The sequence below is a fragment of the Polyangium sp. y55x31 genome (assembly GCF_029946505.1).
Classification (GTDB): domain Bacteria; phylum Myxococcota_A; class Polyangia; order Polyangiales; family Polyangiaceae; genus Polyangium.
Map to the genome: position 1 here is coordinate 17,927 of NZ_JARZHG010000021.1, position 15,685 is coordinate 33,611.

At 71.3% G+C, this 15,685-nt stretch carries 11 protein-coding genes; 1 reads left to right on the top strand and 10 read right to left on the bottom strand.

All coding sequences use genetic code 11. The features are described 5' to 3' along the window. Positions 1-2: 2 nt before the first annotated feature. From cheB to QHF84_RS30190, 7 genes are read right to left on the bottom strand one after another with little or no spacing between them, the layout of a single operon-like run. Positions 3-1,025: a chemotaxis-specific protein-glutamate methyltransferase CheB gene (gene cheB / locus QHF84_RS30160; RefSeq protein WP_281316916.1), complete on the bottom strand. Its 1,023-nt coding sequence runs from the start codon at positions 1,023-1,025 to the stop codon at positions 3-5. A gap of 10 nt (positions 1,026-1,035) precedes the next feature. Then, positions 1,036-1,866, bottom strand: a complete 831-nt coding sequence (locus tag QHF84_RS30165) for a protein-glutamate O-methyltransferase CheR (RefSeq protein WP_281316917.1) — start codon at positions 1,864-1,866, stop codon at positions 1,036-1,038. Continuing rightward, on the bottom strand, positions 1,863-4,223 hold the full coding sequence (locus QHF84_RS30170) for a HEAT repeat domain-containing protein (protein ID WP_281316918.1): 2,361 nt from the start codon (positions 4,221-4,223) through the stop codon (positions 1,863-1,865). The genes QHF84_RS30165 and QHF84_RS30170 overlap by 4 nt, the downstream gene beginning before the upstream one ends. Continuing rightward, positions 4,220-6,760, bottom strand: a complete 2,541-nt coding sequence (locus tag QHF84_RS30175; RefSeq protein WP_281316919.1) for a methyl-accepting chemotaxis protein — start codon at positions 6,758-6,760, stop codon at positions 4,220-4,222. The genes QHF84_RS30170 and QHF84_RS30175 overlap by 4 nt, the downstream gene beginning before the upstream one ends. After that, entirely contained in the window at positions 6,738-7,202 is a 465-nt protein-coding gene (locus QHF84_RS30180; RefSeq protein WP_281316920.1) for a chemotaxis protein CheW, read from the bottom strand. The genes QHF84_RS30175 and QHF84_RS30180 overlap by 23 nt, the downstream gene beginning before the upstream one ends. After that, positions 7,199-9,220, bottom strand: coding sequence for a chemotaxis protein CheW (locus QHF84_RS30185; protein ID WP_281316921.1), 2,022 nt, complete (start codon positions 9,218-9,220; stop codon positions 7,199-7,201). The genes QHF84_RS30180 and QHF84_RS30185 overlap by 4 nt, the downstream gene beginning before the upstream one ends. Then, complete coding sequence (locus tag QHF84_RS30190; RefSeq protein WP_281316922.1) at positions 9,213-9,602, bottom strand: response regulator; 390 nt, start codon at positions 9,600-9,602, stop codon at positions 9,213-9,215. Before QHF84_RS30190 ends, QHF84_RS30185 begins: the two co-directional genes overlap by 8 nt. A 197-nt stretch (positions 9,603-9,799) precedes the next feature. Here QHF84_RS30190 and QHF84_RS30195 point away from each other — a divergent pair, with 197 nt between their 5' ends. After that, entirely contained in the window at positions 9,800-11,266 is a 1,467-nt protein-coding gene (locus tag QHF84_RS30195; RefSeq protein WP_281316923.1) for an ATP-binding protein, read from the top strand. A gap of 46 nt (positions 11,267-11,312) precedes the next feature. Here the strand turns inward: QHF84_RS30195 and QHF84_RS30200 are convergent, their stop codons facing one another. The 3 genes from QHF84_RS30200 to QHF84_RS30210 all read right to left on the bottom strand — a co-directional run bounded on the left by QHF84_RS30200 (position 11,313) and on the right by QHF84_RS30210 (position 15,637). Continuing rightward, on the bottom strand, positions 11,313-12,056 hold the full coding sequence (locus QHF84_RS30200; protein WP_281316924.1) for an ABC transporter substrate-binding protein: 744 nt from the start codon (positions 12,054-12,056) through the stop codon (positions 11,313-11,315). Positions 12,057-12,375: 319 nt separating this feature from the next. Further along, a complete protein-coding gene (locus QHF84_RS30205) occupies positions 12,376-14,691 on the bottom strand; it encodes a hypothetical protein (RefSeq protein ID WP_281316925.1) in 2,316 nt (771 codons plus the stop codon). Between the two features lie 58 nt (positions 14,692-14,749). Next, a complete protein-coding gene (locus QHF84_RS30210; protein ID WP_281316926.1) occupies positions 14,750-15,637 on the bottom strand; it encodes an SDR family oxidoreductase in 888 nt (295 codons plus the stop codon). Positions 15,638-15,685: the final 48 nt, after the last annotated feature.

Consider the following 15,685-nt stretch of genomic DNA (forward strand, 5'->3'; position numbering starts at 1 on the left):
GCTCAGGCGACGTGCCGCAGGAGCAGCTCGCTCATCTTGTCGATCGTCGCTTCTCCGATGGCGAGGCCCGCTTCCCGAACACAGCGCGGCATGCCATAAACGACGCACGACGATTCCGATTCGACGAGGAGCCTCCCGCCCGCCGCGTGAATGGCGCGTGCTCCCGCGAGGCCGTCGTCGCCCATTCCCGTCAGCACGATGCCGAGCGCGCCGGCGCCGAATGCGTCGGCTGCGCTCCGGAACAGGAGATCCACCGACGGGCGGTGCAAGGCCTCGATGTGGCCTTCCTCGGTGCACGCATAGGGCCGCCCCGCCCGTCGCTCAACCCGTACGTGCGTGCCTCCACGCGCGAGGATCACGAGGCCGGGGGAGAGCTCCTGCTCGTCCGTGACCTCCTTGACGGAGACCGCGCTCGCTTCGTCCATGCGACGCGCGAGCGCATCGGTATACCCCGCCGGGATGTGCAGGGCCGCGACGACGGGCACCGGAAAATCGCGCGGAAGCGAGGTGAACAGGCGCGTGAGCGCTTGCGGGCCGCCCGTGGAGGCCCCGACGACGACGAGGCTCGTCGAATGCAAGGACGGCTGCACGGCCGGCGCTTCCATTTCCGGCGCCATGCTTCGCCGGGTCTGGGCCGCTGCAAGGACGCGGACCACGAGGTCGTTCGATAACTCGTACAGCCGATCGGTCGCGAGCGAGGTGGGCTTCTGAACCAGATCGACCGCCCCGTACGCGAGCGCTTTCTTGCCGAGCTCACTCTCCGCGTCGGAGATGCTGACCGCCACGACCGCGGGCGCGCCGGTCGTCGGGAGCGCGCGCAATACGCCGATGCCGTCGAGGTGCGGCATCACCAGGTCGAGCACGACGACGTCGGGGTGGTGCTCGGCGATCTTTTCGAGCGCGTCGAGCCCATCCCGCGCGATATCGACCACCACGATGCCCGGCTGCTTGCTCAAAACCTCCCGCAAGACCTTGCGCGCGAAAGCCGAATCGTCGACGACGAGGACCCGGATGGGTGTTCCCATGCCGGAGCCCTCAGCCTACCTTTCGGTAGACGAAGGCCCCGCCGCGCTCTTCGCACCGGAGCGCCGTGCCGAGCCGCAAGAGCGACTCCGATACCCCCACGAGCAGGACGCCGTTCGGCACGAGGACCCGCGTGAGCGCGTCGATCACGCGCCGCGCCGTCGCGTCCTGGAAATAAATGAGTACGTTTCGACAAACGATGGCGTCGAAGCGCCCGAGTTTTTCGATGCCATCTCCGTCGAGCAGATTGATGCGACGAAAATCGACGGCTCGGCGGATCTCGTCATTCACCACGATACGTTCGCCATGTCTCTGCATGAAGCGCCAGGCGACGGGCGGGACGTTCACCTGGCTGCGCAGCGAACGAGGGCCGTATTCGCCCGCCCGCGCCGCCGCGAGGGAGCGCGCGCTCACGTCGCTCGCGACGATCTCCACCCGATCGAGCAAACCACGCTCGGCGAGGAGCATGGCCATGCTGTAAGGCTCCTCCCCGGTCGCGCAAGCAGCCGACCAGACCCGGACCGCGCGTGATCCCGAGGCCTCGGCGAGGGGCACGAGGATCTGACGCACCAAAGCGTCGAGCTGATCGAGCTCGCGGAAGAGATAGGTCTCGCCGACGACGAGGACCTCGGCCAGCGCATCGAGCTCGACAGGTCCCGCCGGGTCGTAACGCAGATAATAGTAATAATCGAGCAATGAATCGAACCCCGCCTCGACGGCCCGCGACGCGACCTTGTCGCCGAGCAGGTCCTTGTCGAGGGGTCCGTAATGGATGCCGAGTTTTTCCTCGATCAAGGCGCTGAGGATGGCGAAGACTTGGGGAGATATCGGCAATCCGCTCATGCGCCCCATTGCGCCACGACGAGCGAGCACACCCGCCGGACCTCGGCATCCGGGTCCACCGAAGCCGCCTGCTCGAGCGCGGCGCGGGCCTGCCGCGTGCCGAGCGCCGCGAGCGTGGTCGCGGCCGCCTTGCGCGCCGCAGGGTTCGGAAGGCCGAGCGCCGAGAGGAGCGCCTCGTTCGCGCTGTCACGGCGCATCCGCGCGAGGGCCGAGGCGAGCCGCGCAGAAAGCTCGTCGTCCGCCGTCGCGAGCGCCGAAAGGAGGCCCTCGATCCGGCCCGGCAAGGGCGCAGAGAGCGCGGCAAACGCCCGCTGCGCCGACGGATTCGCGGCGTAAAGCTCGACGAGCGCCCGCGTGGCCTCGACCCCGGGCCGCTGCGCGAGGATGCCCATCGCCGTCGCGGCGACGCTCTCGTCCCCGTCCCCGGCCGCCCGCACGAGCGCCGGCAGGGCCTCGGGTGAAGGCACGCCCGCGATCGCCGAGACCGCCACGATCCGGGTCGCGACGTCGGGCGAGGCCATGCCGGCCACGAGGTGCGGGATCAGCTCGGGCCGTGCCATGAGGCCGAGGCCGATGAGCGCAGCACGCTGGACGTCGGGATCACGCTCCTCGGCCGCCTTCTGCAGCGCAACGGCGGCGACCTCGCCCCGCAGGTAGGCGAGCGCCTCGACCGCCCCGACCCGCACGTGCCCCGCCTCGTCGTCGAGCAGCGCGGCGATGCGCGGAGCCGAATCCTCGTCTCCCAGCCGGCCGAGCGATTTGCAGGCGAAATAACGGACCCACGCGTCCACGTCGCCGAGCGCGTCCACGAGGCAGGCGACGACACGCGGCTCCGCGGTCGATTGCCCGAGGGCACGCGCCGCCGCGGCGCGCGTGCGCGCATCGGGCCCGGTCGCCAGCGCGAACAGGGCGTCGAGGGCCGCCGGCGCGTCGAGGTAAGGCAACCCGGCGATGGCGACCTCGCGGACACGCGTGTCGGGATCGCCGAGGGCGTCGAGGAACACCGGCAGCGCCGCGTCGTAGCCAAAATACCCGAGGATCCGCAGCGCGGCCCGACGGACGGCGGGGCGCTCGCTCCGCGCGGCCGAAAGCGCGAGCGCCTCGGTGTCCGTGCTGCCGAGCGACTGGATCGCCGAGCTCGCCGCGTGCACGACACGGCCGTTCGGGTCCGCGAGGAGCGGAAAGAGCACGCGGACCGCGGAGGGATCGCCGATGCGGCCGAGCGCGTCGCACGCCGCGGACCGAACCTCGGGGTCGATGTCGCCGAGGCAGCGGATGACCTCCGTCATCGCGGCGCGGCTCGTGACGAGCGGCAGGAGGAGCAGGCGACGAGGCGAGTCGCCGTCGCGCAGGGCGTCGAGGACACGCGCGTCCGAGCTTTGCCCGAGCTGGACGAGCGCGTCGGCGGCCGCGGCCGCGACGGTGGGCGGGCCGTCGAGCAGCGGCCGGAGATCCGGGATCGCGGCTTCACTCCCGAGCGCTGCCAGCACCGCGCAGATCGCGATCTGCTCGGCCTGCCCCGCGCCGCGCAGGCCCTGGACGAATCGCCGCACGGTCTGGGGCACGGGGACCGCGCGGCGCAGCGCCTCGTCGATCGGCGCGACCACACCGTAGAGCTCGGCGTGCCTCTCGCGCAGCTCCGCGAGCGCGAGGGCCACGGCGCGGACGATCGCGTCGCCGGGCCGCGTGAGCAGACGCACGAGCGGCGCGACCGCGGCACGATTGCCGGTGCGGCCGAGGGCGCGCGCGGCTTCGAGCATGTACCGCATGTCGAGGAGCAGATCGGCGAGCGGCGCGACGGCGCGGGGATCGCCGCTGCGGCCGAGCACGTCGATGGCCGGGAAGGTGCGGAAGAAGTTGCCGCCCGTCACGACCCGCACGAGCGCCTCCACCACGCGCCGGCCCCCGATGCGCCCGAGCGCCTCGATCGAGGCGACGGCCACGTTGTCGTCGGGATGCGAGGCGAGCTCGGCGAGCCGGGGCAGCGCGAGCGTGCTCTTGCGACGGCCGAGGATCTGCGCCGCGTCCGCGAGGACGGCCGGGCTCTCGGCGTCGGCGAGCTCGAGCACCACCGGATCGGCATTCCCGGCCGAGGCCGAGAGGGCGTCGACGGCGGCGGCGATACGCGCCTCGTTGTCGCGCCTGTCGCGCAGGGCGTCGCAGAGCGGCGCCACCGCGACGTCGCCCATGGCGGCGAGCGCGGCGACCACCCTGCGCCTCACGGTCCAGCTCGGGTCGACGAGCATCTCGACGAGCTCCGGCGCGCCGGAAGCGCCCATCGCTTCGAGCCTGCGGATCTCCTCGATGCGCTCCTTCTCCGCGTCCGAGAACGTAAAACTCCCTGGGTCCGTGCTCATGACTCCGATGTCGCTCCTCCGGCGGCCCCGTTCGTGGGCGGCCGTAGCCTCGAGAGCGCCGACCACAGGCTCGCCACGGTGTCGGCGTGCCCCGCGCTCGCGTCCCGGAGGCGCGCCACCTGATCGACGACCTGCCCCAGCGTGTCCCGCGCGGCGAGCGCATCCCGCGCCTGCACGAGCAGCGCGCCGGCCGCGGCGCGCGTGCGCCCGCGCAAGTCGACGAACGCCTTCGCGAGCTTCTCGGCGGCGCTCGCTTGCTCCGAGGAGGAGCCCGCGATCGTCTGCATGGCCGTCGTCTGCCGCGTCGCGCTCGTGGCCAGCATCGCGACCGTCTCCGCTTGCTCGGCGACCGCGCGCGCGGCCTGCTTCGCGATGCGCCGCACGGCCTCGCCCTCCTTCGCGAGGGCCGCGGTGGCCTTCGTCTGCTCGATGGCCGCGGCCTTCACCGCCGCCGCCAGCGTGGCGACCTGACGCGACGCCGCGTCGACCTGCTTGGCCGCGCGCGAACGCTCGGCCACGACGCGGGCGACCTGCAGGGCCTGCTTGCGCGCGTCGTCCACCGCCCGCGCCACCTCGGCCGCGCCGGCCGCCTGCTCGCCGAGGCCCGTGATCATCCGCTGCGCCGCGCTCGTGACCTCCTGCGCGAGCGCGCCCACGCCCGTGAGCGCCCGTGTCTGCTCGGCCATCGCCGCGCTCGTCTGGTGCGTCAGCGCGCGCATCTGCACGGCCGCCTTGGCGAGCTGCACGGCCCCGGCTGCTTGCTCGCTCATCGCCCGCGAGACCTTCTCGGCGTTCTGCGTGAGGAGCGTGTTGGCGCGGACGACGTCGCGCAGGCTGCGGGCCTGCTCGCCCGTCGCCTCCTTCGTCTGCCGGGCCATGCGGCGCATCTCGCTGCTGCCCTGCGCGAGCGACTGGATGGCGCTCGTCTGCTCGGCGGCTCCGCGCGCGATCGCCTTGCCCTCGTCGTTCACGCGCGCGGCGATCTGGGCCATCGAGGTCACGGCCTGGACCTGCTCGCCGTTCGCCCGCTCGACCTCCCGGACCGACCGGCCGAGCCCTTCCACGCCTTCGAGGATCGTCCCGAGCGCGCGCTCGGCGTCGACGGCGAGGCGCGAGGCGTCTTCTGCGGTCTTCACGCCCTCCACGGACGCGCTGACGGCTTCGCGCGCGGTGCCCTGCAGGCCCCGGACGATCTTGGCGATGTCGGCGCTCGCCGCGGCCGCGCGATCCGACAGGGCGCGGATCTCCTCGGCGACGACGGCAAAACCTCGCCCGTGCTCGCCTGCCCGCGCAGCCTCGATGCTCGCGTTGAGCGAGAGGAGGTTCGTGCGGTCCGCGATCATGTTGATCGTCTGCACGATGTCGCCGATCTCCTCGGCGCGGCGGCCCATCTCCTTCATCACGCCCGCCGACTCGACCATCGCCTGGCGGATGTTGCCGAGGCCCGAGATGGATTTCCCCACCGTGGCGGCCCCTTCCCGCGCGGTCGCCACGCTCTCGTCGGCGGTCTTGCGCGCGCTCACGGCGATCTCGACGATGCGCCGCGTGGAGGCCTCGACCTGCGCCGACGCCGCGGCGCTCGTCGCGGCGAGCTGGTTGATCTGCTCGGCGCCTTGCGCCATCGACTGCGCCGAGCGCGCGAGTTGCTCCGCGGCTGCCGCGTTCGCCTCGATCACCGCGGCGTTCCGCTCGGCCGTCACCGCGACCTGCTCCACGGACGCCGCGATCTCGGTGATCGAGCTGGCGTTCCCCGCCGCGGCCTCTTCGAGCCCCTTCGCATGATCGGCGACGCTCTTGATCGACCGCGCCATCTGCTCGGCCGTGGCCGACGTCTCCTCGACCGCGCTCGCCATCTCGGCGGCGTCCCGCGTCACCCGTTCGAGCGTCGTGCCCGCGCTCGTCACGGCCGTGGCCATGCCGAGGATCCGCTCGCCGACGCCCTTGGCGTCCGTGGAGAGCCGCCCGATGCCCTTGGCCATCTGCTCGATCGTCGTCGCGACCTCCTCCATCGAAACCGCGTTCGACTCGCCCCGCTCGGCGAGATCGGCGAGGTCCTTCGTGTTCGCCAGCGACGTCGCGAGCAGCTCCTCGCTCGCGGTCGCGAGCTCCTCGGCGTTCTGGCCGACGCCCTTGATCGAACGAGCGATCTCCTCCGTGCCCGCCGCCGTCCCCTCCGCCGAGGCCGCGAGCGCTTCCGTGTCGCTCCGGACGCTGCCGATGCTCGGCGCGAGCTGTTGCAGCCCCGTCGCCGTGGCTTCGAGGCCCCGGAGCACCTCGCCCGCGTCCTCGCGGATCCGCTGCTCGGCGCGCGCGAGCGCCTGCAGCGAGAGGCTCGTCGACTCGACCTCGTCCGCGAGCTCGTCCAGGGAGGCGCGAAGCTCCTCACCCGACGACGCCCGTCCTTCGGTCCCCGCGGCGAGGCGCGACGCGGCTTGCTCGAGTGCGTTCGCCTGCGTGGCCGTCCGGCGCAGCTCGCGCTCCGCCTCTGCCGCCTTCGAGAGTGCGAGGTCGATCTCAGACGTTCCGTTCGTCGACATAGATGCCTTCCTGACCGATGATTTTCGAGAAATTGACCAGCATCACGAGGCGCTTCTCGCCCGGCCTGCGCTCGACGTGGGCCACGCTCTTCACGAACCCGGCGCTCTCGCCCCCCATCCACGACGGCGGCGCCGAGAGGCCTTCCGGCGCGATCTTCATGATCTCGCGCGCGCTGTCGACGAGCAGCCCCACCGTGCGTTCGCCGCTCTGGACCACGATGACCCGTGAATCCAGGGTCGGCTCGATCCTCGGCAATCCGAAGCGCAGGCGCAGATCGACGACCGGCACGACGCGGCCGCGGATGTGGATCAGCCCCGCGACGTACGACTGCGTCCCCGGCACCTTCGTCGCGCCGGCGAACGACTCCATGTGCAAGACGTCCGACGCCGGAAGAACGTATTCGCCGTCCTCGACCTTGAAGACGACGTAGAGCTCGCTCATACGGGCACCTCCGTGCGGTTCTGGGAAAGCGCGCCGCTCAGCGCCACGAGGTCGAGGACCAGCGTGGGCCGGCCGTCGCCGAGATCGGTCGAGCCGGAGACGCCGGTCACCTTGACGAGCGGATCTTCGAGCGGCCGGATCACGACCTCCTGCTGCCCGACCATCCGCTGGATCCCGAACGCGAGGGGCGTCCCGTTGCGCCGCACGACGAGCGCCTTCGGCTCGTCCCCGGAGGCGAGCGAGAAGACGGACGCGAGGTTCACGAGCGGCACGATCTCCCCGCGCCGCTCCATGAACCTCACCTCGCCGAAGCGTGTATGCCGCGAAGGCCCGCGCACGAGCCCCGCCGGCGCGACCTCGACGACCTCCTCGATCGCCGCGACCGGCGCCACGAACGTCTGATCGCCGCAAACGAAGGAGAAAGCGTCGACGATGGTGATCGTCAGGGGGATGAGCAGCGTGAACGTCGTGCCCACGCCGGGCGTGGTGCGCAGCGACAGCTCGCCGCCGAGCTCTTCGACCACCGCGCGCCGCACGATGTCCATCCCGAGCCCGCGCCCGCTCGTCTTCGTCGCCTGTTCGAGCGTCGTCAGCCCCGGCTGGGTGATGAGATCGAGCAGGGCCGCGTCGTTCTCGGGCACGGGGCGGGATGCCTTGCGCGCGACCGCCTCGCGGTCGATGCCGCGCCCGTCGTCGATGATGCCGAGCTCGAGCTGGTTCGTGGAGCGCTCGAAGCACGTCACCCGCACGAGGCCCTCCTCGGGCTTTCCGAGGTGCCGCCGCTCGGCCGGGGGCTCGATCGCGTGGTCGACCGCGTTGCGGAGGAGGTGCACGATCGCCGGGAAGATCCGCTCCGCCACCGCCTTGTCGAGCTCGGCCTTGCCGGCGTCGATCGCGACGCGGACCGGCTTCTTCGTGGTGCGGCTCAGCCCTCGCACGATGAGCGGCACGCGCTCGAGCAGCTCGGCGACGGGCACCATCCGGGCGCGCATGATCGCGCCGCGCAGATCCCGCACCTGCCGGCCGTAGCTCTTCACGATGTCGCCGAGCTCGCCCACGGCCACGCCCTGCGCGGCGAGCGCATCCACCGCGCGCGCCAGGCGGAAGCGGGTGATCACGAGCGCCGAGAGCCGTTCGAGCGCGTCGTCGAGGCGCGCCACGTCGACGCGCACGACCCCACGCCTCCGCCCCTCGGTCTCGCCGACGTCTTCCTCGGCGCTCGACGGCTCGTCGAGCGGATCCGCCCCGCCTTCGGGCCGGGGGTGGAGCACCCTCCGGACGAGCTCCGGCGTGGTGCCGACCGCCGCCGCGAGCTCTTCGTCGGGTACGTCCGTGAGAACGAGCAGGGCGAAGGCGAGCCCGCCGGGGGCCGCGTCGCTCATCGGGATCGAGAGCGGCACGACCTTCACGATCTCCGCGAACGTGCCGATGCGCTCGCGGACGGTCGTGATGGTCATCCCCTCGGCCGCGCGGGCCGGCGACGGCACGAAGTCGACCCGCAACGCGCGCCGCCCGCCTTCCGCGCCCTGAATGATCTGGGCTTTCTCCGTGGCCGAGAGCTTGCCGAGCACGGCGGGCTCGAGGTCGAGCTCGACCGCCTGGGGCACCTCGTTTTTCGTGATCTCCAGCGCCGCGAGCGCATCGAGCAGGTGCGGGGGCGCGGGCGCGACGGGCGCGTTCGTCGACAGCGCGCGCACGCGCTCCCCAATGGCGCGTAGCCCCGCGAGCAGGGCCTCGACCGCTTTCGCCGACAGCGCCCCGGCCGCGCGATCGGCCTGGCGCAGCACCGTTTCCATGGCGTGGGCGATGTCCACGATGGGCTCGACGCCCACCATTGCGGAGAGGCCCTTGATCGTGTGGAGCGAGCGAAAGAGCTCGCGCACGGCCCGCGGATTGTTCTCGCCTTTGCGGAGCGAGCCCTCGACGGCGAGCAGGTTCATCGTCGAGGCCGAGAGGTGCTCCTCGGCCTCGACCAGATACCCGGCCAGAAATTCGCTCGCGTCGAACGCGCTACTCATGGAATCCCGCCGCATCCTGGCGGAGCATGGATTGCACGTTCGCCAGGATTGCATCGGGCGTGAAAGGTTTCGTCATGAACTGCGAGGCGCCGGCGCCGAGGGCGCGCGATCGCGATCCTTCATCCCCTCGCGTCGTCACGACGAGGATGGGCAGGCGCTTGAGTTTGTCCTGGCCGCGGATGAACTCGATGACCTCGAAACCGCCGATGTCGGGCATGTTGAGGTCGAGGACCACGAGATCGAAGTCTTTGAGCGCCAGCTTTTCGATGGCCTCGAGACCACTCGCGGCGTGCGTGAAGGTGAAGGCCTCGATCACGCGCAGGCACGCGACGATCATTTCACGCATCACTTTGCTGTCGTCTACGACGAGTATTTCCGTCACGCGCCCCCGGCCCCCCGAGGTCCGTCCATTAACCTCCTTCTCCGAGCCCGTCAAGCGCGCTCATGTACAATGCGCGTACTCGTTTTGACGTCCAATCATCCATGGACACATTGCAGCGTGCGCGCGTTCGCTGGAGCCGGGAATCCGGCCTCGGCACATTGACAGGGAGACGGCCGCAGTGTAGCGATGTGAGGGCCATGTCCGCTGCAAATCGCGTTCCCCAGAGGCGGGTCGTCTGGATCGTCGATGACTCCGCTCTCGATGCCGAGCGCGCTCGCCGCGCCCTGGTAAATCATTACGACGTTCAGGTTTTTCCCGATGGCACGGCCGTCCTGGAATCGCTGGGGAGCCATCAGGCGCGGCCCGACGTGCTCGTGCTCGATTGGTTGATGCCAGGTGTTTCCGGTATCGAAGTTTGTCGGTTCGTTCGAGCGAACAGTACGCACGCCCGCATGGGCATTTTGCTGCTCACGGCCCGACAGCAAACCGAGCAGGTGGTCGAGGGGCTATCGGCCGGCGCCAACGACTACATATCGAAGCCATACGCGACGAGCGAGCTCGAGGCCCGCGTGGACGCGCTCGTGCGCTCGATAACGTTGCTCGAACGCGCCGAAAAAGCCGAGGTGGCGGTGCGCCAGGTATTGGCGAACGTTCCGGACGCACTTTTGGTCCTGGGGGAAGCGCAACGAATCACGTATGCGAACCCGGAGGCGCAAAAGGCGCTCCATCGTTTCTCGCCGCAGAGGCTCGTCGGTCAGTCGATCTGCGATCTCTTGCCGGAGCTCTCCGCCGAGCTCTTCGCGGCCGCCGCGGGCGCGTCCGCATTTGCACTGCCGGACATCACGATCAGCGACGAGGTGTACGCGCCGACGGTCCGCGTTTTTCCCGTCGACCTCGGCGGAGGCTCGACCATCCTCGCGCTGCGCAACGTGACCGCGCGGCGGATGGCCGAGGTGCGGCGGCTGGATTTTTATTCGATCATCGCGCACGACCTGCGCTCGCCGCTCAGCGCGATGCTGATGCGCTCCGAGCTCATCCTCATGGGCAAACACGGGCCCATCCCGCGCGAGGCCGTCGTCGATCTGCACAAGATGCAGGGCTCGATCCGCGCGCTCGTGGGGATGATCAACGACTTCCTCGACCTCGCGAGCCTCGAAGGCGGGCATTTCAAGCTCGTCAAGGAAGAGATCGACCTCGTGTCGCTCGTCGATACCGTCGCCGACGTACTGCGTCCGCTGCTCGTCTCGGGCGAGCTCTCGTTCGAGATGCGGCGCGCGGAGCGGCCCGCGGTGGTCGCCGATCGCCGGCGGCTCGGGCAGGTCGTCGCCAACCTCCTCTCGAATGCCATCAAGTTCACCCCGCGCGGCGGCATGATCACGGCCACGCTCGAAGAGACGGACACGTACATCGAGGCAGCGGTGGAGGACACGGGCACCGGCATCCCGGCGAACGAGATCCCGAAGCTGTTCCAGCGTTACGCCCGGGCAAACACCGGCATGGCGGGCACGGGCCTCGGGCTCATGATCGTGCGCGAGGTGGTGGAGGCGCACGGCGGCACCGTGGGCGTCGACAGCGTCCTCGGCCGCGGGAGCCGATTCTGGTTCCGCCTGCCGAAGACGGGCGCGCTCGGCGCGCAAGCTCCGCGCATCGCGTGCGCCGGGTGAGGGCGCGAGGACACGCGCCACCCCCGCGACGGTGAATACGCGCGGATCAAATCGGCGTCGGCGGCGCGACGACCGCCTCGTTCTGGCCGCTCTGCTCGAGCGCCCTCGCGACGAAGCCGGACGCCTTCATCTCCTCGACGAACGCGCGGAGCACGCGCACGCCTGCGTCGCGGCCCTTCGGCATGCCCATCGCCTGCTCGATCGCCATGAAGCGGCCGGGGATCAGGCGCGTCTCGGGATGCTCCTCGGCGAACTTGGTCATCGGCTGCTTCACGCCGGCGGCGACCTCCAGCTTGTCGCGCAGGAACATCTTGCAGGCCTCGGAGCCGGTCGGCTGTGTGACGACCTTGGCGCGCTTAAGTGTCCGCGTCAGATGAAGTTCATACGCGCTGCCCTTGGCGGCGGCGACACGGATGTCGTCGCGGTCCACCTCGTCGGTAATCTGGATGGGCGAGTCCTTCGGCACGACGTAGGCGCCCTCGATCAGCACATAAGGCCCCGTGAAGTCGATCTCGGCCGCGCGCACGGGATCGATCGCCAGGAAGGCGATGTCCCATTCGCCGCGCTTCAAAGCCTCGAATACCTTGCCAGCGGCGTCGAAGGTGACGAACTCGATCGGGATGCCGAGTCGTTTGGCGAATTCGCGCGCGAGCTCGCCGGAGACCCCGCGCGGCTCGCCGGTGATCGGGTCCCTCTGCGCCAGGACAGGATTGCCGAAATTGATCGCCGCGCGGAGCTGTCCGGTCGGCGCCAGGGCTTGAACGACGTGGGGCGAAATCGCGTCTGCCATGATGGCCGGAGACTAGCCAGGCGCGGCCATCGGCACAAACCGACGTGACCTGCCTCGCGGCCGAGCCCCCCGCCGTGATCGGACTCCGCCCGCTGCCTCGTCGTCGAGGCCCCCGCCGTGATCGGACTCCGCCCGCTGCCTCGTCGTCGAGCCCCCCGCCCTGATCGGACCTCGCCGGGGCCTCGTCGACCAGGCACCCGACGAGGTCCGATCTCCTCCGGGGTCTCGTCGACGAGGGATCCGGGTGAACTTACGTCGTGGTCGCGTGTAGGCACCACACGCGCCATGGCGATGGACGGCCGTTTTCGTTCCCGCCCCGCTACGTCGTCTTCGACGACCGCTTCCTCCGCGGCTGCGGCAACGGCCCCGTCCCGCGCGCCCTGCGCTCGCTCCCCGGCGGCGGCGAGAACCCCGCGGCTTCGAGCTCCCGCATCGTCACCGCACGCGCCTCCGGCGGCGTCGCGAGCGCGGCCCGGAACAGGATCGCTTCGAGCTCCGCGTCGTTGCCCGGGAACTCGTGGTCCACGAGCGCCGCGAGCGCGCGCGGATCGATCCCGAGCGGCGCCTGCCGCAGGCGCTTGCCGATGCGGGTCAGCGCCTCCAGCACGAGCAGCGACAGATCCTCCCCGCGCGACGCGAGCACCGGCAGCGCCACCGAGCGATCGCCGAGCCGATCCGCCAGCGCCTCCGAGAGCTTCCCGCTCGCCGCGAGCGAGTCCACCGTGCCCGGCAGCGCCACCACGAGCCCCACGTCCGAAGGCAGGCCCGAGGCGATCCGCATCTGCACGAGCTCCGGCAGCACGTGCGCGTCGAGCAAGACGAGCGTCCCGCCCGCGGCGAGCACGAGCGGCGAGCCGGCCCGATCCTGCCACTTCGCCGGGTCGTGCTCCGCCGGGTTCGTCCCGTCCACGATCACCATCACGCCCTTCTTCCGCGCCGACGCGAGGTGCACGAGCGCCGCCCACGCGACCGCGTCGATGCCGGGCGACGTCAGCAGCGTGACGGGCACGTCCGCGGCCGCGAGCTGCTCCAGCCGTTGCACCGCCGCCTGCGCCGCGGGGCTGTAGAGCGCGACCCGCGCCCGCTGCTCGAAGCCCTTCGCCACCGCCTCGAACTGGCCCTCGATGCGCCCGAGCTCCGTGGCGAGGCGCGCGCGCTCGGCTTCGAGCTTGTCGAGGTCGTCCCGCGCCACGAGCTCACGCTCGCGCGAGCGCGACAGCATCGACGACACGCCGAGCACCGCGGCCAGCCGATCCGAGAGCTGCCGCAGCGCCCGCACGTCCGCGAGCGTCTTCGGCGCGACCCGCGCCCCCGCAGGGACCGTGAGCGCCCCGATCGGGCCGTCCACGTCGCGCACCACGCTCACGGCCGAGAGGTGGTTGTCCTCCATCCACGCGATGAGCGGACGCACCTCGGGCTTTCGCACCGAGACCGCGTGCATCACCTCGATCCGCAGGATCCGCTCGGGCTCCGCGTCCGCGAGCGAGACCAGACGCGGCGGCATCTCGGCCTTTTTCGTGTGCAAGAAGCCGGCGCGATCGACGCTCACCTCTTCCGCCGGGAAGAACCGGTAGAGCGCAGGCGGATCGCCGCCTTGCCCGAGCGCGCCGCGCAGCTCGAAGAGCGCCGACCGCAGCGCCTCCTCCGGATCGGGCGTCATTGCCGCGCGCGTGGCGGCCTCGAGCGCCGGCAGGAGCCGACCACTCCCGGGCCCCGCCCGATGCGCGATCCTCTGCGCGACGAGCGCCGCCATCGCGGCCGCCCCCGCCGCCCCGAACGCGACCGGCCCCGCCAAGGCCGGCCGCACGTGCGCCGCGTAGACCGCGCCGAGCGCGATCGGCGCGGCGAGTCCCGTCGTCGCCAGCGTGAGCCGAAGGACCGAGAGCACCGTCTCCGGCTCGCGGCTCGCCGCCGCGAACGCCGCGCCGAGCGACGCGAGCACCACCGCGATCGGCAGGACCCGCTCGGGCGGAAGGACACGCGCCGCGGCCGCGAGGATGCCCACGGCGAGCGCGATCGAGCCGAGCCAGAGCGCCGCCTGCGCCCGCTCCGCCACGCCGATCTCCGCGCGCCGCGTGGCCGCGAGCCGCGCCGCCGCGAAGAGCGAAACGCCGAGCGAGCCGATCGACGCGGCCACGGTCGCGTAATCGATGAGCAGCGGATCGAGCCCCTCGGTGCGCTCGGGAAACATCGCGGCCGCGCCGGGCAGCGCCGCCGCGACCACCCAGAAAAGCGCGGCGAACGCGGCCGCATCGAGCCTGCGCGCCGAAGGACTCGGCTCGGCGAGCCCGCCGAGAGGTTTGATCCGGGCGATGGCCCAGAGCGAGCCGAGCGCCGCCATCGCCACGCCGAGGTTCTCGCCCGCGACGAAGCCCGGCGTGTTCGCCCCGCACCGCGAGGCGGCGAAGAGCGAGGCGCCGGCGATCGTGAGCCGCGCGGCCGAGCGCGCGCCTGGATCGAGCGTATCGTCGCCGCGCCTGTCCTCCGCGGTCAGCCTCCAGCCGACCACACATGCGAGCGGCAAGAGCAGCGCGATCCACGTGCTCGCGTCCCCGCCCGTCGCCCAGAGCCCCGCGACCGCGGCGTACGCCACGGCGAGGGCCGCGATCCAGAGCGAGCGGGTGGGCCAGGACATCGCCCGGCAGGGTAGCGGAAGGGGGGCCGGTGGGCCAAAGGGCGGCCGGCCGCTTGGGTCAGCCGAGGGGCTTGCCGCCCGTGACCCCGAGCACCTCGCCGTTCACGTAGCTCGACTCGTTCGACGCGAGGAACACGTACGCCGGCGCGAGCTCCGCCGGCTGCGCGGGCCGCTCCATGGGGCTGTTCTCCCCGAAGCGCGCGTTCTTGTTCGCCGGGAACGACTGCACGACGAGCGGCGTCCACACCGGCCCCGGCGCCACCGTGTTCACCCGGATCCCGCGCCCGATCAGCGCCTGCGACAGGCCCTTGCTGAACGTCACGATCGCGCCCTTCGTGGCCGCGTAGTCGAGGATCTCCGGGCTCGGCTGGTAGGCCTGGATCGACGACGTGTTGATGATGACGCTCCCCGGCTTCATGTGCGGCAGCGCGTGCCGGACGATGTGGAACATCGCGAGGATGTTCACGCGGAAGGTGCGCTCCACGCGCTCGGCGTCGAGCTCCTCGAAGTTCTCGACGGTCTTGCCCTGCTCGGCCGCGTTGTTCACGAGGATGTCGATGCGGCCGAACGCCTTCGCGGCGTCCTCCACGAGCTTCTTGCACGCCGCGTCCGACGAGAGATCGCCGGGGAAAAGCGCCGCCTTCCGCCCCGCCTCCTCCACGAGGCGCTTCGTCTCGTTCGCGTCCTCGTGCTCGTTCAGGTACGCGATGCCCACGTCCGCACCCTCGCGCGCGTAGGCGATCGCGACGGCGCGCCCGATGCCGCTGTCGGCGCCCGTGATCAGCGCGACGCGATCCTTCAGCCGACCGAGCCCTCGGTAGGACGTCTCCCCGTGGTCCGGTCGAGGCTGCATGCCCGACTCGACGCCTGGGTACTCCTGCTCCTGCGCCGGGAACGGAGGCTTCTGCCCGAGGTCCTTGGGATCCTTCATCGCGGCTTGCTTCATGATTCCCCCCGGCGGCGTACCTGGGGTCTTCGGGGACCAACCGGAAGC